The sequence below is a fragment of the Opitutaceae bacterium genome, assembly GCA_041395105.1.
In the GTDB taxonomy this organism is placed as follows: Bacteria; Verrucomicrobiota; Verrucomicrobiia; order Opitutales; family Opitutaceae; genus B12-G4.
Map to the genome: position 1 here is coordinate 583,025 of JAWLBB010000002.1, position 22,475 is coordinate 605,499.

Consider the following 22,475-nt stretch of genomic DNA (forward strand, 5'->3'; position numbering starts at 1 on the left):
GATTAGCGAATGGTATGGGAGCGATAGATGTCCTTGCGGCCCTCGGTTGACCAGGCCGATTGGCCTCCGCCGGAACTGCTGTGAGGACTGATCGAGACGATCTGATGAGGTTGGCTGACAACCGTATCGATGGCCGCAGCAACGACGGCATACAATTCCGGATCCGTTTCTTCCTCCACCGAGGCAGTCGCGGGAACCGCGGCCTGAGCCTGGCGGCTCGCCGCCGATTTGAAGAACATGCCGATGAGCTCGAGGGCGATCCAGAGACCCGCCAGGGTGATCATGACGATCATGAAACCGACCAACTGGAAGTTCACGTCCTCCCAGAAACTGGTCTCGATGGATGCAAGGATCATAGGGGAAGCGAAGTTCATAGCGGGATGTTTCCGTGTTTTTTTGGAGGACGGGTGATTCTCTTGGACAGGGTGTTGCGAAGGGCAAAGGCGACCACCCCACGGGTCCGGGAGGGTTCGATGACATCATTGATCATAACCGAACGGGCCGCCTCGTAAGGCGAGGCGAATTTGTCGCGGTATTCATCCGCCAGGGACTTTTCGAGGGTTTCACGATCTTCGGCCGCATCGAGTTCGCGCTTGTAGAGAATCCGGACCGCCCCCTCCGCGCCCATCACCGCGATTTCGGCCGTCGGCCAGGCGAAAACCTGATCCGCGCCCATATCGCTGCTGCACATGGCGAGATAGGCGCCGCCGTAGGCCTTGCGCATGATCACGGTGATCTTGGGCACAGTGGCCGCCGCGTAGGCGAAGAGCATCTTGGCTCCATGCCGGATGATTCCGCCCCGTTCCTGGGCCACGCCCGGGAGAAAGCCGGGCACGTCCACCAGGGTGAGCAGCGGAATATTGAAGGCATTGCAGAAACGGATGAAGCGGGACGCCTTGTCCGAGGCGTCGATGTCGATCGTCCCGGCCTTTACCTTGGGCTGGTTGGCAATGATTCCAATCACGATTCCCTGGATCCGGGCGAATCCGACGACGATATTGCGGGCAAAATCGCGGTGCACTTCGAAGAAATCGGCGTCGTCGACCAGACGCGCGATGATCTCGATCACATCCATCGGCGCCTTCGGATCCTCCGGGACCAGCTCGTTGAGTCCGGGATCCGGACTCATGTCGATTTGCGAAGGCAGGCGGTGCGGGGGATCCCCCAGATTGTTGGCGGGCAGAAACGAGAGCAGCTTGGCCGCCAGCGCGAGGGCATGCCGGTCATCCTCCGCCACAAAGTGAACGTTTCCGCTGATGGTGGCATGAGCCGCCGCGCTGCCGATCTCGTCCATCGTCGTGATCTGTCCGGTCGACGCCCGGATCACCTCCGGACCGCAGATGAACATGCTCGCGTTGGAGCGCGTCATGATGATGAAATCGGTCAGGGCGGGCGAATAGGCCGCGCCTCCGGCACAAGGACCCGCAATGATGGAAATCTGCGGGATCACCCCCGACAGCTGGACATTGCGGAAAAAGACCTGGCCGTAACCGGAAAGCGAAAAGCCCCCCTCCTGAATCCGGGCCCCGCCCGAATCATGGATCCCAACCAGGGGCATGCCCGCCTCCATGGCATACTCCATCAGTGCACAGATCTTCTTGGAATGGATTTTCCCGAGAGCACCACCGCCGACCATGAAATCCTGGCTGTAGGCCGCCACGGGATTTCCGTGGATATAGCCAACCCCGGTTACGACGCCATCGGAGGGCAAATCCTTGTCCCCCATTCCGAAATTGTGGCAATCATGCCCCGCCAGCAGCCCGCTCTCCAGGAAGGTCCCTTCCTGGAAAAACGACAGCAGTCTTTCCCGCGCACCCATCTGCCCCTTCTCATGACGGGCTTTGAGCTTCTTCTCCCCCCCCGAAGCCAACGCTTTCTGGCGACGGTCGCGGAACTCCTTCAGCAATTTCTCCGAAATCGGCATAACGTGAACCCTTCAGGCGTGCGCGCCGGAGACCGGCGCACAAAACTCGGTCAGCACTCCAAAAGTGGATTTCGGATGAAGAAACGCAACCAGCTTTCCGCCGGCACCTTCAATTGGCACCTCGTGAATCAGGCGGACGCCGGCCCCGGCCGCCTGACGCAACTGGCCCGGCACATCTTCCACCGCAAAGGCCACGTGATGGATCCCTTCGCCGCTCTTCTCCAGAAACTTCGCCACCGGGCTGTCCTCCGAGGTGGGTTCGAGCAGCTCGATATGAGTCTCCCCAACCGAAAAGAACGCCGTTTTCACCTTTTGCGACGGCACTTCCTCAATCCGCTCGCAGGTCAATCCAAGCGCGGATTCATAATACTTCGATGTCGCCTCGATTGAGCGGACAGCGATTCCAAGATGGTCGATTTTCGTTATCATGCAGAAATTCAGTCCAGAGTCAGCTATTAGCGTTGCTAATTGCCCGACCGTCAAAGGCATTTCCATCCGAATTGGCCATCGACAACCGGGGAAAGTTGCTTTGGCTGCAGGAATGCGACGAATCAGTGGTCATGGCGGGCATGTTATATGCGATCGGAGGCCTCTTCGTCTGCGCACATCTTGTCCTATGATGATTACTTCATGCGTAGCTCCGCTATGGTAAACTCCGGACGCAACAAGACCATGAAATTCGATCCAGATCCAGACACGACCGTCGCCGAGAGCCCCGAGTTGCGCGCGGACTTTCCCCCGAATTCCTACGAGGAATGGCGCCGGGCGGCGGAGTCCCTCCTCAAAGGCGCTCCTTTCGAAAAGGTTCTTCACAGCCGGACCTACGAGGGCATTGAGCTGCGCCCGATCTTCAACCCGGAGGATACCCGGGACCTGCCCCATCTCGGAGAAATGCCCGGATTCAGCGGTTATTCCCGGGGCTACCGCGCCCGTGGCTACCTGGATCACCCATGGGAGATATCCCAGGAACTTCCCTGCAGCACACCCGAGGAGTTCAATCAGACCGCCCTCGGCGAGCTGGAGCGGGGACAGTCGGAACTGAACGTCCTCGTTGATCTGGCCACCCAGAACGGACGAGACCCCGACGATGCGCACATCGGAGAAGTGGGCGGCTGCGGGGTCTCCCTCGCCACCCTGGCCGACATGGAAACGGCCTTTTCCGGCATCAACCTGCCGATGATCTCCATCTACCTGCGCACCGGAGCCTTCGCCCTGCCGATGACTGCCCTTTTCCTCGCCTATGCAAGGAGACGGGGCATCGATTACGCCGCCATCCGCGGATGCATTGAAATCGATCCGCTCGGCACCCTGGCCTGGAGAGGCAATCTGCCCGTTTCCCTCAATCTGGCCTATCGTGATATGGTGGCAGTGACCCGTTTCGCGGAAGAACGTGCCCGGGGCCTCCAGACCATCACGGTCCAGGGGCACCCCTACCACGATGGAGGTGGCAGTGCGGTTCAGGAACTGGCCTGCGTCATTGCCACCGGGGCGGAATACATCCGCGAGATGCTCAAACGGGGTCTCACCATCGAGTCGATCGGGGCCCGGATGCGATTCAGCCTCTCGGTCGGCTCCCAATTCTTCATGGAGGTGGCCAAGTTGAGGGCAGTCCGCCTTCTCTGGTCACAGGTGATCGAGTCCTTCGGGGGCTCCCCCCAGGACGCCCGCCTCCATATCCACTGCCGCACCTCGATCCACAACAAGACCCTTCACGATCCCTTCGTGAATCTGTTGCGGACGACGACGGAGGCCTTCTCCGCCGTGATCGGCGGGACGGATGGGATGCATGTGGGCGCCTTCGACGAAACGTTCCGTGTTCCCGATCACTTCTCCCGCCGCCTGGCCCGCAATATCCAGGTCATCCTCGCGGAGGAATGCGACCTCTCCAAGGTGACCGATCCGGCCGGTGGTTCCTGGTATGTGGAATGGCTGACCGATCAGGTGGCCCGGAAAGCCTGGTCCGAATTCCAGGAGATCGAGCGCGTCGGCGGCATGGCCCGGGCCCTTCGCGAGGGCATTCCCCAGAAAGCCATCGCCAGGACGGCGGCCGCCCGGGCCGAGGCCGTCGCCCGCCGTCGCGACGTCCTGGTCGGAACCAACCTCTATCCCGATGCCCAGGCCCGGCCCCTCGATCTGAAGCTTCCCGACTACGCCGCCATTCACCGTCGCCGCAGCCGCGAGGTGGAAAACTACCGGACCTCGGGCAGCGCCAACAACCACACCTCGGTTCTCTCCCGGTTGAACATCCTGCTGGAGAGCAAACCAAGCCACGCGCTCAATGCCGCGATCGACGCCGTCCTCAACGGAGCGACTGCGGGCGAGATTTCCCGGACCATCCGGGCGGGCGACGAGGACCATCCTTCCGCCCCAAGAGTCCGCATGCACCGGCTCGCCCAGGGCTATGAGCGACTCCGCGACGTCTGCGCCACTCACCGGGAAAAGCACGGACATGCCCCGAAGGTTTTCCAGGCCAATATCGGCCCCTCCCGGACCTATCGCGCCCGGGCCGACTGGACGACCGGTTTCTTCCAGAGCGGCGGATTCGAGGTCATCGCCGATCGCGACTTCACCACGCCCGAGGAGGCAACCCGGGCCGCGGTCGAGTCCGGAGCCCGCATCGTCGTCATCACTTCGGTCGACGACACTTATGCGGAAACCGTGCCGGTTCTCGTGCCCTCCATCAAGCGGGCGATCGACCGGGCCACCGTCCTGGTCGCCGGCAGCCCCGGGGAAAACGGCGAACGCTGGGCCACGATCGGAGTGGACGACTATATCAACGTGAAAGTGAACAACCAGGCCATGCTCGAACAACTTCTGATCAAACTGGGGGTGCTGGCATGAAACCCCTGCCCGATTTCACCCGGATCGACTACCGGGGCGCGGTCCAGCAGCCGACCTACGATGAATGGCGCGCCAAGTTCGAGTCCGAAGTCGGTCGTTCACCGGAGGACGCCGTCTGGCAGACGATGGAGCAGATCGAGGTGAAGAACCTCTATACGGCCGACGACATCAGCGAGGCCGAGCACATCGGTTACACCGCGGGCATTCCTCCGTATCTGCGCGGCCCCTACGCCACCATGTATGTGACCCGGCCGTGGACGGTCCGCCAATATGCCGGATTCTCCACCGCCGAGGAGTCGAATGCCTTCTACCGCCGCAACCTCGCGGCCGGCCAGAAGGGGCTTTCCGTGGCCTTCGACCTGGCCACCCACCGCGGTTATGATTCCGATCACCCCCGGGTCGTGGGAGACGTGGGCAAGGCCGGTGTGGCCATCGACTCCATTCTCGACATGGAGATCCTCTTCGACCGGATCCCGCTCGATCGGGTCTCCGTGTCCATGACGATGAACGGGGCGGTTCTTCCCATCCTCGCCTTCTATATCGTGGCCGCTCTCGAGCAGGGCGCCTCCCTGGACCAGCTGGCCGGCACCATCCAGAACGATATCCTGAAGGAATACATGGTCCGCAACACCTACATCTATCCGCCCCTCCCTTCGATGCGGATCATTGCGGACATTTTCGCCTTCACTTCGAAGGAGATGCCGAAGTTCAATTCCATCTCCATTTCCGGTTACCATATGCAGGAGGCGGGAGCCACCGCCGACCTCGAGATGGCCTACACCCTGGCCGACGGACTCGAATACGCCCGAGCCGGACTTGCCGCCGGGATTGACATCGACGCCTTCGCACCCCGCCTCTCCTTCTTCTGGGCCCAGGGCAAGAATTACTTCATGGAAGTGGCCAAGATGCGGGCCGCCCGCGTGCTCTGGGCCAAGCTCATCAAGCAGTTCAATCCGAAGAACGCCAAGTCGCTCGCCCTGCGCACCCACTCCCAGACTTCGGGCTGGAGCCTGACCGAACAGGATCCCTACAACAATGTGGCCCGGACCTGCATCGAGGCGATGGCCGCGGCTCTCGGACACACCCAATCCCTCCATACCAACGCCCTCGATGAAGCAATCGCCCTGCCGACTGACTTTTCCGCCCGGATCGCCCGCAACACCCAGCTCTACCTCCAGAACGAGACCGGCATCTGCAAGGTGATTGATCCGTGGGGCGGAAGCTATTATGTCGAAGCCCTGACCCGGGCCCTCATCGAGAAAGGGTGGGCCCATATTCGGGAAGTCGAGAAGCTTGGCGGGATGGCCAAGGCCATTGAGACCGGTCTGCCCAAGATGCGCATCGAAGAAGCCGCCGCCCGCCGGCAGGCCCGAATCGACAGCGGCCGGGAAACCATCGTCGGCGTCAATAAATTCCGTCTCGAACAGGAGGATCCCATCGAAATCCTCGAGGTCGACAACTCCGCCGTCCGGGAATCCCAGGTCAAGCGCCTGGCCAGATTGCGCAACGAACGCGACAATGCGGCCGTCCGCCGGAACCTCGACGCCCTGACCGACGCCGCCCGCACCGGGAAAGGGAATCTGCTCGCCCTGGCGATCGAAGCAGCCAGGAATCGTGCTTCACTCGGAGAGATCTCCGACGCACTGGAAAAAGTCTACGGACGGCACAAAGCCACTATTCGATCCATCACCGGCGTCTATAGCCGAGAATTCGGAGAGGAGGGCCAGATCAAGGACATACAGCAAATGACCGATGCGTTCGCCGCCCGTGAAGGCCGGCGTCCCCGCATTCTCATCGCCAAGATGGGCCAGGATGGCCACGACCGGGGCGCCAAGGTGGTCGCGACCGCCTACGCCGATCTCGGATTCGATGTCGATATCGGACCCCTCTTCCAGACACCGGAAGAGACCGCCCGGCAGGCGGTTGAAAACGACGCCCATGTCATCGGGATGAGTTCCCTCGCCGCCGGTCACAAGACCCTCCTTCCCCAATTGATCGCCGAACTGAAGAAGCTCGGCCGCGAGGATATCATGGTCATCGTCGGCGGAGTCATCCCCTCCCAGGATTATGACTTCCTCCTCGAAAACGGTGCCGCCGCTATCTTCGGCCCGGGCACCGTCATCCCGACCGCGGCCCGCAAGATCCTTGAGGAACTGGAGAAGCGCCTGGAAGATTAGGACGATTCTTCGGGAGATTGTTCTGAAATCCGGTTGATGTAGCCACTTCGCTGTGTCGAAGTGTCCATGCGACCTGCATGAAGGCCGACACAGCGGCGATGCCGCGCTTGCCCGGGTTCAGGTCCGCCGCGCTCCACGATGACGAATACGATACTGAAGTTCCTCCGAATTGACCATGAAGCCTGATCCGACCCGTCCCGACTGGTCCCCGCCGGACGCTGGTCCGGAGTTCGCGGTCCGCATCGTGCCCCCTTCCGGACCCTCCGGATCGGCCAGTGGAGTGAGAACCAGGCGCCGCAAGCTCGCCACTGCCGACTATATCCGCGGGATCGAGTCGGGCGACCGCACCATCCTCGCCCGTGCGATCACCCTGGTCGAGAGCGATGCCCCGGGTCATTTCCATCAGGCCCAGGAGGTTCTCACCGCCATCATGCCCCGTACCGGCCGGGCTGTCCGCATCGGCATCACCGGAGTCCCCGGTGTCGGCAAGAGTACCTTCATCGAGGCATTCGGTCTTCATCTCTGCCGCTCCGGCCATCGGGTGGCCGTCCTGGCGATCGATCCCAGCAGTTCCCTCACCCGCGGGAGCATTCTCGGAGACAAGACGCGCATGGAATTTCTTTCGCGCGAACCGGATTGCTTCATCCGACCATCGCCGTCCAGCGGTCATCTCGGCGGAGTCACTCGCAAGAGCCGGGAAACCCTCCTTCTCTGTGAGGCCGCCGGCTTCGACGTCATCCTGATCGAAACGGTCGGGGTCGGCCAGAGCGAAGTCACCGTCCGCTCCATGGTGGACTTCTTCCTCCTCCTCGCCCTGACCGGAGCGGGCGACGAACTGCAGGGCATCAAGAAAGGGGTCATCGAACTGGCCGATGCCATCGTCATCAACAAGGCGGACGGCGACAACAAGCAGAAGGCGGCCAACACCCGGCGCGAGTACGCCAACGCCCTCCACTACCTCCATCCGGCCACCGACGGCTGGACGACCCGGGCGACGACCTGTTCATCGTTGACCGGCGAAGGCATCGCCGAGGTCTGGACGATGATCGGGGAATTCCGGGAACGGGGACTCCGGTCCGGTGTATTTGAAAAGCGAAGACGGCACCAGCTCCTCGAATGGATGCGGACGCTGGTCACGGACGAACTGCAGTCGCGCTTCCTCCATCACCCTTCCGTTGCCGCCATCCGGGAGTCCCTGGAGAAGGAAGTGGCCGCCGGCACCCTTCCCGTCGCGACCGCGGTCGAGAGACTGCTTGACGCCGCCTGGCCCCGGTAGGCTGCATCACGCCCCGAAAACTGGCGCGTGAGTTGCACGTCGCACCCGCTCCAACGTGCTTAGCCGGGTGCTCCATTTCAGGTGGCACCAAACCGGATCCTGCTTAACGCGACAAAACCATCCGCGGGACCCCTCGAACAAACGGATGGGTGCTTTCCGAACCATCAGGCCAGTTCACGTCTATCGAGACCGGTGGATTGGCCAGCGCATAGCCAAAGAAAACGACCGGTTCGGATTGAGACAGATAGCCGGATCCCGAGTTGATCTCAGCGGACTCCACCGAACCATCCTCGAAGTGCGCGGTGATTCGCGCCCCCACTGCGGACGGGTTGCCCGTCGAACCCTTCAGGGCGACGGAAAAAGAACCAGCCGCCACCGACCCCCGGTGAGTCAGGGCGAGTACCGGTTCATTGGTCCGGGTGACCATCAGATCAGGCCACCCGTCAAGATTCCAATCGCCAAGGGTGGCCGCCCTGCCCTCGCCGCTTATGGCTATTCCACTTTGCGCCGGCGTCATCGGGACGAATCCGCCGGTCCCGTCGCCGACCAGAATCAGGCTGAGCCCTCCGTCATAGCGACCGGTCTCGACCTGCGGCCCATTGAAGTTCTGGGCCAGAAACAAATCGGTCTGCCCATCCCCGGTGAAGTCCGCCGCCACCACGCCAAAGACCGGTGCGGTCTGGGCCATCCGCGGAAGGGGCCTAAAGGCAAAATGGCCCGAACCGTCGTTGAGGAAAACGCCTGAGGCCAGTTCGTTCGCGCTCAGGTGAAGCGAACCATCAAGCTTTTCCGGAGTGTAGATTTCAGGCAGCAGGGCGCTGGCGAACTCATTGAAGGTCGGAAACTTCTCCTTCAGACTCGGCATCGCGAGCGAGCTGCAGCTGCGCCCACGGACGGGATAGAGATTCTCCCCTTCAAATTTCCCTTCGATGATTTGTGGGCGGCCGGTGCCTTCGAAATCGACGTAGTAGATCTGCGCCGGGTGCTCAGCCGAAGCGTGGTACTTGGTGTTCAGTCCGACGTTTCCGGCGATATAGTCGATGGCCCCATCCCGATTGAGGTCGGCAGCCGCGAGGGAATTCCACCAACCTGTGACCTGATCGAGGCCCGCTTCGGCAGTCGCTTCCAGAAAGGGCTCCTGGTTCAGGAAGAGTCGGAGCGACATCCACTCACCGGCAAGAAGCAGATCCGGGCGGCCATCCCGGTCCACATCCGTCCAGAGCGCGGCTGTGACCATGCCAATCCGCTCCAACTGCGGACAGATGGCCGAAGTCACGTCAACCAGGTTTCCGTCCCGGTTTTCCAGAAGGACGGAGACAGGCGCCGTCGGGTATTCACCCGGAACAACCCGTCCGCCAATGAACAGATCGAGATCGCCATCCAGGTCGTAGTCGGCCGCCGTGACAACCCCGGCACTGAAAGAGGGCATCTTCAGACCGCCCGCCGGAACTTCCGAAAACCGCCCCTGACCGTCATTGAGATAGACCCGGCTACGGTAGAGATCACTTCCCGGCTCCGCTTCAACGCTTCCGGAACTGACGACCAGATCGAGAGCGCCATCCACGTTGAGATCGACCCAGACAGCCGCCATTTCCTCCAGTTCGGTCGATGCGTCCCAGGGTTGGGCATGAGGCGATCGGGCAAAGTGTCCGTTCCCGTCGTTGAGGAAGAGTGCGCCCGCCACACCCGCCGCCCCTGCCAGGAACAGATCGGCCGACCCGTCGCCGTCGGCATCACCCCAGGCCATGCCTCCGCCCAGCGTGTTCATCCGATGGGGCAGAAGTGACTGCCGGACCATATCGTTGAAGACGCGTTCCGTGTTCACAAAGTCGATACCGATCGCCTTGGCCTGGTCGGCAAAGAGTCCGCCAGTCACCGGACGGCTCTCCACCGCAGGCGCCGGCTCAACTGGACGATCGTTCGGCTCCGTGATCACGTATTGATGACCGGCCGGAAGGTCGTGGAATGTCTGGATCTGCCCATTCGGCCAGTGGATCTCGAGCTGCGTCACCACCCCTTCGTCACCGAGGCCGAAATGCATGATGGGCTCCGAGGAGGAGAGCGCGCCGCGGGCCACCGTGAGGCGGCGCGTCTGTACGCCGTTGGCCGTATGGATGACAGCCTGCGCGCCCATTCCGAATCGATTGTCGGATGTTCCCTTGAGCCGGATGGTGATCGAGTGTCCTTTCGCTCCGTCATTCCGGTAAAGGCTGACCGGAGCATCCACGTTGGTGTAGACCAGGTCGAGATCGCCGTCCCGGTCGAAGTCCGCCAGGGCCGAACCATAGCTGACCCCGGTATGATCGAGCCCCCATTCCTTCTGCACCTTCTGGAATCGCAGGTCGCCGAGATTGCGGAAGGTCAGGTTGGTCTCGTTCAACGGCGGACTGGCCTTCATGACCGCGGCCCGCTCTTCCTGACTGCCCAGAGTCTTCATCACGTTGAGAAGGTCGGAATTGGTGAAGCTGCGAACCATCCCGTTGGTCACGTGGAGATCGACCCAGCCGTCGTTGTCCAGGTCCTCAAACCTCAGGGACCAGGTCCAGTCGGTGCTGCTCATCCCGGTCATTTTGGCCACTTCCCAGAACCGGTCGGTTCCGGAGTTAACGAAGACCGCGTTCTTCATATACTGCGGGGTGACCAGCATGTCCATGTAATCGACCAGCCCGCCCATGTCGCCCATGGTGACCTTTGACTTGAAATGGGTGGTGCCGGCCATGTCGGCCACGATGAAATCGAAGAGCCCGTCATTGTTGATGTCGGCTGCATCCGAGCCCATGGAAAACCATGGGATGTGGGCGAGCGCCGATGCCGTCACCTCGGTGAATGTTCCATCCCCGTTATTCCGATACAGGAAATCGGGTGCGGAGAAATCATTGGCGATGTAGAGGTCGGCCCAGCCGTCGCCGTTAGCGTCGAACCAGTTCGCCGAATGGGTGTGGGCGGGGTCTCGGGAGATACCCGCGGGAACGGAGACGTCCTCAAAAGTGCCGTCGCCACGGTTTCTGTAGAGATGCGAGACCTCCCCGTCCGGGGAAGCCGTGGCGTTAAGGACGTTGGCCGCGACAAAGACATCGAGCCACCCGTCCCGGTCGTAATCCTCGAAGGCGCCGACCACGCTGCCCGATACCAGATCGAGCCCCGCCTCCGCGGCGGCCTCGGTGAAGACTCCATTCCCGTCGTTGAGGAAAAGAAGATTGGGCGCATTGAAACGGCAGACGTAGAGGTCGGGAAATCCGTCGTTGTTGACATCGGCAAAGGTCGCCCCGGTCTTCCAGGCGTCGTCGACCGGTCCGGCCACGCCCGCCTCCGCCGTCACATCCTCGAACCTGAATGGTGCCACCTGTCGGAAGAGCTGATTCGGGCGACACTTGTTGACAATATAGAGATCCACCCAACCGTCCCTGTCCACATCGGCTACGGCCACGCCGGTTCCGATCGCCCCGGCGGAGAACTCAGTGTAGAGCGCACCCCACATCCGCGGATCATCATAGGGATTTTCATTCCGGAGGCCGGATACCTCAGGCGGGATCAGGGAAAAGCCCATGCCCTCCCCCGGACCGCTTCGGGCTGCAAAGGGCGTGGATTCCAGATTCGCGCTGGCTCCGGCGAACAGAGTATGCTGGGCAATGAGGATTCCGGCACAGAAGGCCAGAGCTGAACGTTGGGATACGGTCTTCATGAGGGTAGGTGGAATCCGCTATTCTCAGCAATTTCACGGAGAGATCCAACCGTAATCTGCGAAGCGACAGAGTTATTCCGACTCTGTAGGACGTTCGGCCGCCGGGTGCAGCCGCCCCGGCTTGTCGCGGCGTAGTGTCGGCGAAGCCGGGTCTCTTGGGGCGTTTCGACTCGCCACGGTAAACCCGGCAAGAGACTGGGTTCGACAGGCTCACCACAGGTGCCGGGGCTACACTGGATCGGAGCAGTTTGATGTAGCAGTCGCGCTCTGCCGGGGCTGCACGCCCGCAAACGTGCCGACGCACCGATGCGACATCTGCATCTATGCAACCTCCCCCCTCACTCTGCTTGTTGTGCTTTGACCCGGACCCCCGATCCGCCAATAGTCTGTCGCCATGTCCGTCACCGCCCGCGACTCCCCGGCTGCCCGCTCCGCAAGGACCTTCGGACAGGTGATCGCCATCGCGCTCACCGTCGTCACCTCGACCGTCCCCTCCACCCTCCGGGCGGGGGACCCCAACGGACTCGTCAAAGCCCCCCTTTCCCTTCAACCCGCATCAGAGGCCCCAACCCTGTTTTCCGAACTCTCTGCGGCCGAAACCGGAGTTGTCACGGAAAACAACTACGCCGACCCAAGGATGTGGTGGGAGCTCTACCAGGAGTTTTCGGTCGGAGCGATGGGCACCGGGGTGGCCATCGGCGACTACGACCACGATGGACGGCCCGACCTCTTCATCGTCAGCAAGACGGAGAGCTGTCGTCTTTTCCGCAATCTCGGCAAATGGAAGTTCGAGGACGTGACCGAGGCCGCCGGTGTAGCCGACCAGGATAAGGACGCGGCCGTCTGGAAGCAGGGTGCGGTGTTTGTCGACATCGACAACGACGGTCGACTCGACCTTTACCTCTGCCGGTTCGGCGCACCCAACCGCCTCTACATGAATCAGGGCGACGGCTCCTTCACCGAGGAAGCCGCCCAACGGGGTCTCGCGGTGGCCGACGCCAGCGGGATGGCCGCCTTCGCCGATTACGACCGGGACGGATGGCTCGACCTCTACCTGCAGACCAATCTGCTCGACGTGACGAAAGAGCCCGAGGGCCAGCCCGATCGCCTCTTTCACAATCGGGGAGACGGGTCCTTTGAGGAAGTCGGCTTGCCGGCCGGCATTTCGGGCCGGAGCCAGGGACACTCCGCCATCTGGTGGGACTATGACGACGACGGTTGGCCCGACCTCTATGTCGCCAACGATTTCGCCCCTCCCGACCGTCTCTACCGGAACAACCGGGACGGCACCTTCACCGATGTCATCGACCGGGTCGTCCCCCATACGCCCTATTCTTCGATGGGGTCGGACCTCGGGGATATCAATAATGATGGCTGGATGGACCTGATGGTGGCGGACATGTCGGCGAGCACCCACGAAGCCGACCAGCGCGGGATGGCCGATTCGCGGGTCCGCAGTGCCCTCTCCACCCCCGACGACGGCTCCGCGACCGCCCCCCAGTTTCTTCGGAACGCCCTTTACCTGAATACCGGGACCGGGCGTTGTCTCGAGGCCGCCACCCTGGCCGGTCTCGGGGCCACGGACTGGACCTGGTCCATCCGCTGGGAGGACCTCGACAACGACGGCTGGATCGATATCCACGTGACCAACGGCATGAACCGGGAGCAGCATAACGCGGATCTGCTCATGAGCATGATGACTGCGGAAAGTCCGACGGAGCGAATCCGCCTGATGCGGGAAAGCCCGATCCTGGCGGAGCGAAACCTGGTCTTTCGCAATCACGGAAACCTTGTCTTTGAGGAGACCGGGACCCGTTGGGGTCTGGGCAAGTCAGGCGTGAGTTTCGGAGCGGCTTTCGGAGATCTCGACGGGGATGGCGACCTCGATCTCGTCCATACCAACTACCAGGAGGGCGCCACCGTTCTGCGTAATGAATCCCCCTCGGGCCATCGCGTGATCATCGAGCTGCGCGGCACCCGCTCCAACCGATTCGGGCTCGGCGCCCGCGTCAGGATCAAAACCCGTTCGGGAACACAGGTGCGCCAGCTCACCTCGGCCCGCGGTTATCTTTCCAGCAGCGAACCCATTGTCCATTTCGGTCTGGGCGATGAGGAAACCATCGATCAACTGATCATTGATTGGCCAAGTGGTCATCGGCAGGAATTCAGTGATCTCGCCGCCGACCAACGCCTGACCATCACCGAACCGGATGAACCCGTCCATTCGACGACGGATGACCCTGCCGTGGAAGTCAGGCAATTCACGGAGGTCGGCGAAGCCATCGGATTCTCCCTGCAGTCGCGGGAGGCTGCCGTCGATGGCACCATGCCCCAACCCCTGCTGCCCGTTCGGCTCCACCGCCGGGGACCGGCATTGGCCGTCGGCGACCTGACCGGAGACGGCATGGATGACCTCGTCCTGGGAGGAACCCCGACCGATCCCGCCCGTATCCTGGTGACCGGGACCGCCGGCCGGTTCACCCCGGTCAATCCGCCCGGATTCGTGGAGACCTCTCCGCTGAATGACGGCCCCATCCTGGTTTTCGACGCCAACGGAGACGGGCGGAATGATCTTCTGATAACCCGAGGCGGCGCCAATTTGCCCGCCGGGGCCCCCGCCTACCAACCCAGGCTTTTCCTGAATACCGGGCAGGGCCTCGCTCCCGCCCCCAAGGATGCCCTCCCGAGGCTGACCATGAGCGTCGGCACGGTGGTGTCCGCCGACTTCAACCGGGACGGAAAGCTCGATCTCTTCATCGGCGCACGGGTGCTGCCGGGACTCTACCCCCTCGCCCCGCGGAGCGCGCTTCTGCTGAACCGAGGTGGACGATTCGAAGATGCAACCGACACCCTCGCCCCCGGCCTGCGCCAGATCGGGATGGTCACTGCCGCCCTCTGGAGCGATGTCGATGATGACGGATGGATCGACCTGCTCATCGCAGTGGAATGGGGCGGCGTCTCCTTCTGGAAAAACCGTGACGGGGCGGGCTTCGCAGACGTCTCAACCGAATCCGGGTTTTCCGCCTCCGGGTCGGGCTGGTGGACCTCCCTGACCGCGGCCGACTTCAACGGCGACGGGAGGACCGATTATGTGGCCGGTAATCTCGGATTGAATACGCTTCATCAACCGACGCCAGACCACCCTTCCCTTCTCTACTTCGGCGATTTTTCCGGAAACGGAACCGACGAGATCGTCGAGGGCTATTTCGAAGTGGACAAGCTCTATCCCAGGAGGACCCGGGCCGAACTCGGACGACGAATCCGGCCGATTCTCAAAAGATTTCCGCGCAACGACACCTTCGCCGCCGCCACCCTCGATGAGATCTTCGGCGCAGACGATCTGGCAACGGCGGAGCGCTTCGCCGCCACCGAGGCCCGCAGTGGTGTATTCCTCAGTCAGGCCGACGGAACCCACCTCTTCAGCCCACTCCCGCGCATCGCTCAGATCGCCCCCCTTCAGGGCATCGCGGCCGGCGACGTCGACGGCGACGGTCATGCCGATATCTACGCGCTTCAGAACTCCTACGCACCCGATCTTTCGATCGGTCGGTTTGATGGTGGTATCAGCCAGCTTCTCAAAGGAGATGGAAACGGGACTTTCAGCCCAGTCGCCCCGGTCAAGAGCCGGCTGATCGTACCCGGCGATGCCAAGGCCCTTGTCGTTGCGGATTTCGACGACAACGGATGGCCCGATTTCCTCGTCACCCGAAACAACGGGACAACCCTGGCCTTCCGGAACCGAGGAACTCCCGGGCACCACGCATTCCAAGTCAGACTGAAGGGGCCTCCGGGAAATCCGACCGGCATCGGGGCCCGCATCACGGTGATTCTCGCCGACGGCACTCTCCAGTGCGGCGAAATCCATGCCGGATCGGGTCTGGTCAGTCAGTCGACTGCGGGGGTCTTTTTCGGTTTCGCCGAGGGTAACCCGCCGCGAGAAATCCGAATCCGCTGGCCCGATGGGGAAGAAACCCGACCTTCGTTCGAGCCCGGGAAAGCACGGGTGGTCTACGACTTCTGAACAGCGGTGACATCCGGATGTTGCCAGTCTCCCGATGACGTCTAGGGTCGTCCCCGTGCCGCCTGTTATTGATTCGAGAACCAACCTTCCCCGATGGATCTCCCATTTCTGGATACTGGTTCCGGCCCTCGCAGCCGGATGGCTGATCTGGACAACGGTTGTCCGGATCCGGCACATCGAGGTGATCAGCGATATCTCCCGGGAAGTGCTCGTGGCCGATCCGTCCACTCCCACCGGGTACGCCGACGGTCTGCGCAGGATGGTCCCTCCAGAGCGGGTCATTGAGAGTTCCCGTTGGATCATTGAAACGCAGGAGATGGTCCATCAGGGCAATTGGCGTCTGCGTCACCTCGACCTCGACAATGCACCCGACGGCCGCGCCGTGCGCACCCAGTCGGCCTACCGCTGGTGGCTCGCGGGGCTGGCCTGGCTGGATCATCTTCTTTCCGGCAGCACTTTCGGAGAATCAGTCGAACGAGCGGCTCTCTATGCCGACCCGGTTCTTCACCTGCTCCTCCTCGTCAGCCTGTCGGTGCTGATCGCATCGCGCTACGGACCCCTCCCTGCGGCCGTCGCGGCCGTCGCCCTGGTTGGGTTCTTCCCCCTGGCCGGATCCTTCCAGCCGGGAATTCCGGCCGATCTCGGAATCGCCCTCGCCTGCCTGCTCTGGAGTGTACTTCCCATCACCTCCGGCCTCCACACCCTTCAGGCTCCGAAGCCCGAATCCATCGACGGTCCGAACGCAGGCCGGATTGCGTCCCGAAATCGGATAACCCGGAAGTCTTTCTTCGCCGCAGGGATCTTCGGGGGACTCGGCCTCTGGATCGATCTTCCCGGACAGTCACTCGTATTGGCCGGCCTCGGAATCGGAGGCATCCTGGCCGCCTGGCGCCGGCATCGACGCGCCGAGGGTTCACCCTTCGATGAAGCTCTCGTCATCCCGTGGAGAGCCTGGGCCGTGGGCGGGGCCATCGCCACCTGCGCGGCCTATCTGCTCGAACGCTATCCGGGAGAGTTGAGCTGGCTGCCGACGGACGGAGTCCATTGGATCCACGCCCTGGGTTGGCTCGCACTGGGAGAGCTTCTCAAGCGGGCGGACGACTGGGGTCGGGCTGGACAATGGCCCCGGGAGCCGCGCGGTATCGGGTTGACCACGGCAGCTGCGGCAATCCTTGCCGGAACCCTCCTTCTGCTGGCTTATCGGCCGGGAATCGAACCGTTTGTGGGCGGTCTTTCTTCCTGGCGGATGACGTCGCTTCCGGGCAGTCCAGTTGCCGACAGCTTTCAAAGCTGGCTTCATCGCAACGGCTTCTCTGCGATGCTGCGGGCGACCCTGGTTCCTCTCCTCATCCTCATTCCCGCTCTCTGGATAATCCCGCGGGATCGATCCTCGGACAATCGGCGCCTCGTCCTGGTGCTGCTCATGGGGCCGTTGGTCCTGTTGATCGCCCTGGCCAGCCTCCAGCTGCGAGTGTGGAATGCAGTGGACGCCATGCTTCTCGTCGTCCTGATCGTGGTCGTCACGCCCGCACGAGGTCGGGACAGGATTCCGACGGGAAAATGGTCGATCTCAATGTCGTTTCTCGCGGCGCTGCTGTTCGCCCCGGGTCTGCTTCTCCTTCATGTCCGCACAGGCTACGCAAATCCCAAGGAATTGAATCAGACCGAGGCGGAATTCGTGGTCGAACGCAATCTCGCCCACTGGTTGGCACGACGAGCCGGACCGGAGGGCGTCACCGTGCTGGCGGCGCCCCAGCTCACTGCGTCACTTGCCTACTACGGAAGCCTCAGAGGCTTGGGAACCCTCCATCCGGAAAACAACGACGGGGTGGCCGCAGCGATTCGCATCGCCAGTTCGACCTCCAACATGGAATCACAGGCACTCCTGGAGAAGCGTGGCGTGACCCACGTCATCATCCCGTCCTGGGATTCGGGCCTGACCGATTATGCGCGGATCGGGTCAGGGGTGCCCAGCGGCACCTTTGTCGCCCTTCTCAATCGATGGGAACTGCCACCCACCATACGCCCCGTGGTGTATCCGATGCCACGCATTCCGGGATGGGAAGGCCAGGCCGTCACCGTTTTCGAGGTGGTCGAGGAGCAGGATCCGGCCGATGCGCTCAGCCGGCTCGCCGAGTATTTCATCGAGATGGGGGAGATCGAACGGGCCACCGCTTACCGCACTGAGCTCGGCAATTTCCCGGCCAGCCTCGGGGCCATCGCCGCCCTTGGCCAAATCGCCATGGCAAAGGGCGACACCGCCGCGTTTTCATCCGTCATGGACCTGGCCGTTCCCTACACCGAAGGCGGGGCCGCCCGTTCCATGCCGTGGGACCGACGGGTAAGCCTGGCCATCGTCCTGACCCAGGGAAAGCAGCGGGAACTGGCACGGGAGCAGGTCGAGGCCTGCCTGAAGCGGACAACCGAGGCCAATCTGCGCTCACTCACTCCGAGTTCACTCTTCCGCTTTCTTCTGCTCTGCAGGATGTTCAACCTGGAAATCCCCGACCCGGATCTGGGCGCGAAGGCTCGGTCCATGGTCCCGCCGGACCTGCGGGAGAGGTTGTAGCAGGGGGGCCGGCAACCGAGTCGCCATGCAGGGTAGGCTCTACCAGCAGGAGGACCCAGAGAAACCTGTTTCTCGCAACCTGTAGGAGAGGCTTTACGCCTCGATCCTGCTGTTGATCGAGGCGTAGAGCCTCTACGGATGGAGCGCCGCCAGACAAGCATCCCTTCATTCGTATCCACACGTCACTCACAAAGAAAGCCCGACGACCTTTCGGCCGTCGGGCTTGAACTTTAGGGATTGATTGTCGCCCGGGGTAACCACTCCCGGGCTGTTTCCTGAATCTCCCCTAGAACTCGAACGTGGTGTTCAGCGTAAAGGTCCGCGGTTCGGCAATCCGGTAGGCGGCCGGACTCCCATCGGGCTGGACCGTCACCGGAACGAGACTGTCGTCCCCGGTCACATTGCGGACATTGAACTGAACCCTCATCTTCACCTTGTCGGAGAAGATGTTGAACCCATAACCGGCCCAGAGATCGAACGCGTCTTCCGGACTTCCGTAATAGGGATTGTTCACATCATACCCGTCGTCCGTCGAATTGAGCGGGAAGCCGGTGACATTCTTATCCACCCAGCGGTAGCCGAGACCGATATTGGCACCCTTGAGAGGCCCTTCCTGGAAGCCGTAGTTGGTGACCAGGTTGAAACGCCACGGCCGCAGTTCCGGAACACTGCTGTCGTTCAGAGCCAGAGCCAGCTTGTAGGCCGGATAGGTCTCATTGTTGAACTTGTCGAGGAGCGTGCCGCCCGAACCCACGTCGAGGGCCCAGTTGCCACCACCCCACATTCGCATGTCGCCCATCGGACCCTGGTAGTCCTGATAGCGCTGCTCGATCCAGTCCGAATAGGCCTTGCCGATCTTCACCCGCTTGGCATCGGTCTTGGAGGCATTGATGGAGATCTGAAGGCCATTGACCGGCTGGGCGGTGAGTTCGAATTCCACGCCCTCGGACACGGTGTCACCGGTCACGGCGACCGTATTCATGCTCCAGCTGCCACCGCCTGTATCCCAGTCCGTCATGCCCCAGGCCTGCTTGAAATCGGCAGACGGGGCCTTGGCAAGGAAGTCTTTTACCGAAGCCACCATCACCGCGTACTGAGCGTCGATTGCCGCCTGAGTGTAGGGATTATAGTCCGGGGAGTTGGGATCGCCATTAAAGCCCCGGCTCGGGTCGACCCGGTCGGCGTTGGCCGGCTCCCAGCGCAGGATCTTGCCATCCGTCGTGGTGCCGAAGTTCTCCCACGAATCGTAGCCTTGTCCGTTGATATCACGGTTGATGCGCTGCGCATGAACGTTGCTCCAGGCCTCACCCGCACCGATCAGGTAGGAATTCCCCAGCTCACCCGAAAGGGTGGCATTGGTCACCGAGGTCTTGTACCAGTTGACCTTGAGGGAAACCCTGTTCTGCAGGGCGGAAACCGTGAAACCGTAGTCCTGAGTCTCACCACTGGGCGAGGGAACCGGCTGACCGACAATGTCCTTGCGGGACGCATCCGGCTGGAAGTTCGACGACTCGCTGTAGAAGACACTGAAGTCGAGCCCGTAGGGCAGATCGGCGACCATCGCGCGGGGCAAACGGCCCACCACGCTCCAGGTCGTCGTGTCACCCTCCACCGTATTGTTCGGTTCACTCGGAATCTGGAAGCTCGGGTCGGCGAAATTCGTCACCAGTCCACCCACCTTGTTCGGCGAGCCGGCATCGTAACTCTTGGCCTTGTCCTTGCGCCAGCCCACCATCGGGACGATCGATCCGTCAAAGAACCAACCCTGCCAGACCAGGGTGGTGGAATCGATCTCATCCTTGTACTTGCGGGCCTGGGTGTAGGGACGGGTGTCGTCGTTGTAGCTCGGGTCGTTGGGATTTACAATCGGTACACTGTAGCTGATGAAATCCGCAGCATCCGTATTCCACTGCATGATATTCGCGCTGACCGGCTCCTGAATCGCGGTGATCCGCGGCAGATGGAGACCGCTCGCGCTGGCGGCATTCGATGGGATTCTGTCGCCCAGATAGGAGACCGTGACGGCATCCCGGGAGGCCTGGCCGACAGAAGAATTGGCGGTCGGTCCATACCCCGTTCCAACAAACCAGTTGTTCCAGTTGGTGGAGACCGTCTCGTTGGCCTGCTGGGCAAGACTCGCCGTGAAGATGTGTCGACCCAGGAGTTTGGCCATGCCCGTATCCGAATTCATGATATCCTGGAAGTTCACCTCGGCAAAGGCCGTCCCGCGGTAGGAATCCCGCACGCGGTTGGTCTTGCCGCTTCCGGCCGAACCACCGCCCGCGATCACCATCGGTCGACCGACATTCGGATTGGGAGAACCGTCGATCAGCGTCTCCATGATGTCGACGGTGATGGCCGCCGCATCCCAGGCGAGGAAGTTCTTGTAGCCCCAGTCGGAATCCTGATGATCGTAAGCCAGCTCAATGCCGATCTTGTTGTCCATGAACGTCTGACTGAGATTGATGTTGTAGGCGTCAAAATCGTTCCAATTGCCCCTGTTCTCACCATCGATCAGGTTGTTGTAGAAATCGAAGATCTCGGGATCCGTGATCGATTTGGACTTGTAGGGACTGATCGTCCAGCCCGGCTTCCGGAGATTCGTCCCGATCTGATTGTAGGTCTGAATCCCCTTGTAGGAGCCGTTGGTTGTATTGTCGAACTCGGTCGTTGGCTGAGTCGGCCAATTGTAGGCACTGGCCGCAAACATCAGGCTCTGCGACGTACTGTCGGCTTCAAAAGCCACGACCTGGCCGTCCCAGATACGCTGTCCGGCCGCGCCGACATACGGGGAGTAGCGGGCGTTGGCCCGATCGGTCAGCTGATTGGCGTCCTGCCAAGGATAGGTCGCCTTGCCCATTCCCTGGAACCAGGGGCTGATCGCATCCTGCGGCGGAGTCAGGCGAGGGCTGATCCCCTCAATCGATCCGTTCTCATAATTGGCGCGCAAGGAGGTCTTCATGCCGTTCTTGGCCAGGGCCTTCGGCTCCCAGCGCACGGCACCGTAGAGCCGGTGATCGTCCTTATAGGCCGGGTCCTGCTTGTACTGGGTCGCATCCCACAATCCCGCCACGCGAACCGCCAGTTCGTCCTCGAGGAAGACCTTGTCCACGTCAAACGAACCCCGGTAGGATCCAAAACTGCCGATCTGGAGCTCGACCTTGTTCAGATCCTTGAAGCTGGCCGTATTGATGCTGCTGTTGATGATGCCGGCCGGTGAACCGATACCGAAAAGAATCGAGTTCGGACCGCGCTGCAGATCAACGCGTCCGACATTGTAGGCATCCCAGGGAATATCGGTGAGGAAGAAGTCACGGACATTGTCCGCCGCAGCCAATCCGCGGATGCGTGTGTTCGGAACCGGCTCGACATATCCGCCGTCTGCCAGGACCGCGCCGTCACCCAGGCCGGAGAAATTACCACCCTGCCCGGCCACTTCCGTGTTGGTTGTATACACGAGGAGGTCGGCGGAATTCTTCGAATTGGTGTCCGTGAGGAATTTCTGGGTCACCACCTGGATGGCGGATCCCACGTCCTTCAGATCGGTTCGAAGGCGGGTTCCGGCAAGCGAGGCCGTGGCCGCATAGCTGTCGGCGTCTTCGTCGGCATCGATGACAAAGGGCGACAACTCGACAATTTCTTCATCGTCTTCGGTCGCGGCAGCCGGTGGTGGAGTCGCCACCGCCTGGGCGGCCATCCTTGCTGGAAGCGCAAGGGCAAAAACAGCGAGGAAAGTCATCGCTGGAATACTCTTCTGCAATAGGGATTTTTTCATAGGAGTTCAGTCTAACAGTTCAGGGGCTTCCGGCGGGGGGTACCCAAGACCGGAACGCGTCGAGAATAGGCACAATCCGTTCCCCTTACCATGAGAAGGATTGTTCACTCCTTAAGGTTCTTTGCGGCTGATTTGATCACACCCGGACTGCAGAAACAGACGGCGCGGCACCCTCGTCCCGCTTCAGGGAAAGGGATCTCTCCTCAGAAT

General features: G+C 61.8%; 10 protein-coding genes. 5 read left to right on the plus strand and 5 right to left on the minus strand.

From position 1 onward, the window contains the following. Nucleotides 1-2: 2 nt before the first annotated feature. The 3 genes from R3F07_09300 to mce are packed head-to-tail and all read right to left on the minus strand — an operon-like array spanning nucleotide 3 to nucleotide 2,419. Nucleotides 3-356: an OadG family protein gene (locus tag R3F07_09300; GenBank protein MEZ5276562.1), complete on the minus strand. Its 354-nt coding sequence runs from the start codon at nucleotides 354-356 to the stop codon at nucleotides 3-5. A gap of 14 nt (nucleotides 357-370) precedes the next feature. Beyond that, complete coding sequence (locus R3F07_09305; protein ID MEZ5276563.1) at nucleotides 371-1,924, minus strand: acyl-CoA carboxylase subunit beta; 1,554 nt, start codon at nucleotides 1,922-1,924, stop codon at nucleotides 371-373. Between the two features lie 12 nt (nucleotides 1,925-1,936). Then, complete coding sequence (gene mce / locus R3F07_09310; protein ID MEZ5276564.1) at nucleotides 1,937-2,419, minus strand: methylmalonyl-CoA epimerase; 483 nt, start codon at nucleotides 2,417-2,419, stop codon at nucleotides 1,937-1,939. A gap of 177 nt (nucleotides 2,420-2,596) precedes the next feature. Between mce and R3F07_09315 the strand changes: the two genes are divergently transcribed. The 3 genes from R3F07_09315 to meaB all read left to right on the plus strand — a co-directional run bounded on the left by R3F07_09315 (nucleotide 2,597) and on the right by meaB (nucleotide 8,218). Continuing rightward, entirely contained in the window at nucleotides 2,597-4,765 is a 2,169-nt protein-coding gene (locus tag R3F07_09315; GenBank protein MEZ5276565.1) for a methylmalonyl-CoA mutase family protein, read from the plus strand. Then, a complete protein-coding gene (scpA, locus tag R3F07_09320) occupies nucleotides 4,762-6,942 on the plus strand; it encodes a methylmalonyl-CoA mutase (protein MEZ5276566.1) in 2,181 nt (726 codons plus the stop codon). Before R3F07_09315 ends, scpA begins: the two co-directional genes overlap by 4 nt. A 175-nt stretch (nucleotides 6,943-7,117) precedes the next feature. Continuing rightward, nucleotides 7,118-8,218, plus strand: a complete 1,101-nt coding sequence (gene meaB / locus R3F07_09325; GenBank protein ID MEZ5276567.1) for a methylmalonyl Co-A mutase-associated GTPase MeaB — start codon at nucleotides 7,118-7,120, stop codon at nucleotides 8,216-8,218. A 103-nt stretch (nucleotides 8,219-8,321) separates the two neighbouring features. Here meaB and R3F07_09330 read toward each other — a convergent pair whose 3' ends face one another. After that, nucleotides 8,322-11,900, minus strand: a complete 3,579-nt coding sequence (locus R3F07_09330; GenBank protein MEZ5276568.1) for an FG-GAP-like repeat-containing protein — start codon at nucleotides 11,898-11,900, stop codon at nucleotides 8,322-8,324. A 394-nt stretch (nucleotides 11,901-12,294) separates the two neighbouring features. Here R3F07_09330 and R3F07_09335 point away from each other — a divergent pair, with 394 nt between their 5' ends. Continuing rightward, nucleotides 12,295-15,921 carry an FG-GAP-like repeat-containing protein gene (locus R3F07_09335; GenBank protein MEZ5276569.1) on the plus strand — a complete coding sequence of 1,209 codons (3,627 nt, stop codon included), beginning with the start codon at nucleotides 12,295-12,297 and terminating at the stop codon, nucleotides 15,919-15,921. Between the two features lie 55 nt (nucleotides 15,922-15,976). Beyond that, nucleotides 15,977-18,490 (plus strand): hypothetical protein, encoded by a 2,514-nt coding sequence (locus R3F07_09340; GenBank protein ID MEZ5276570.1) that lies wholly within the window; start codon nucleotides 15,977-15,979, stop codon nucleotides 18,488-18,490. 286 nt (nucleotides 18,491-18,776) lie between these two features. Here R3F07_09340 and R3F07_09345 read toward each other — a convergent pair whose 3' ends face one another. Beyond that, nucleotides 18,777-22,265: a TonB-dependent receptor plug domain-containing protein gene (locus R3F07_09345; protein MEZ5276571.1), complete on the minus strand. Its 3,489-nt coding sequence runs from the start codon at nucleotides 22,263-22,265 to the stop codon at nucleotides 18,777-18,779. Nucleotides 22,266-22,475: the final 210 nt, after the last annotated feature.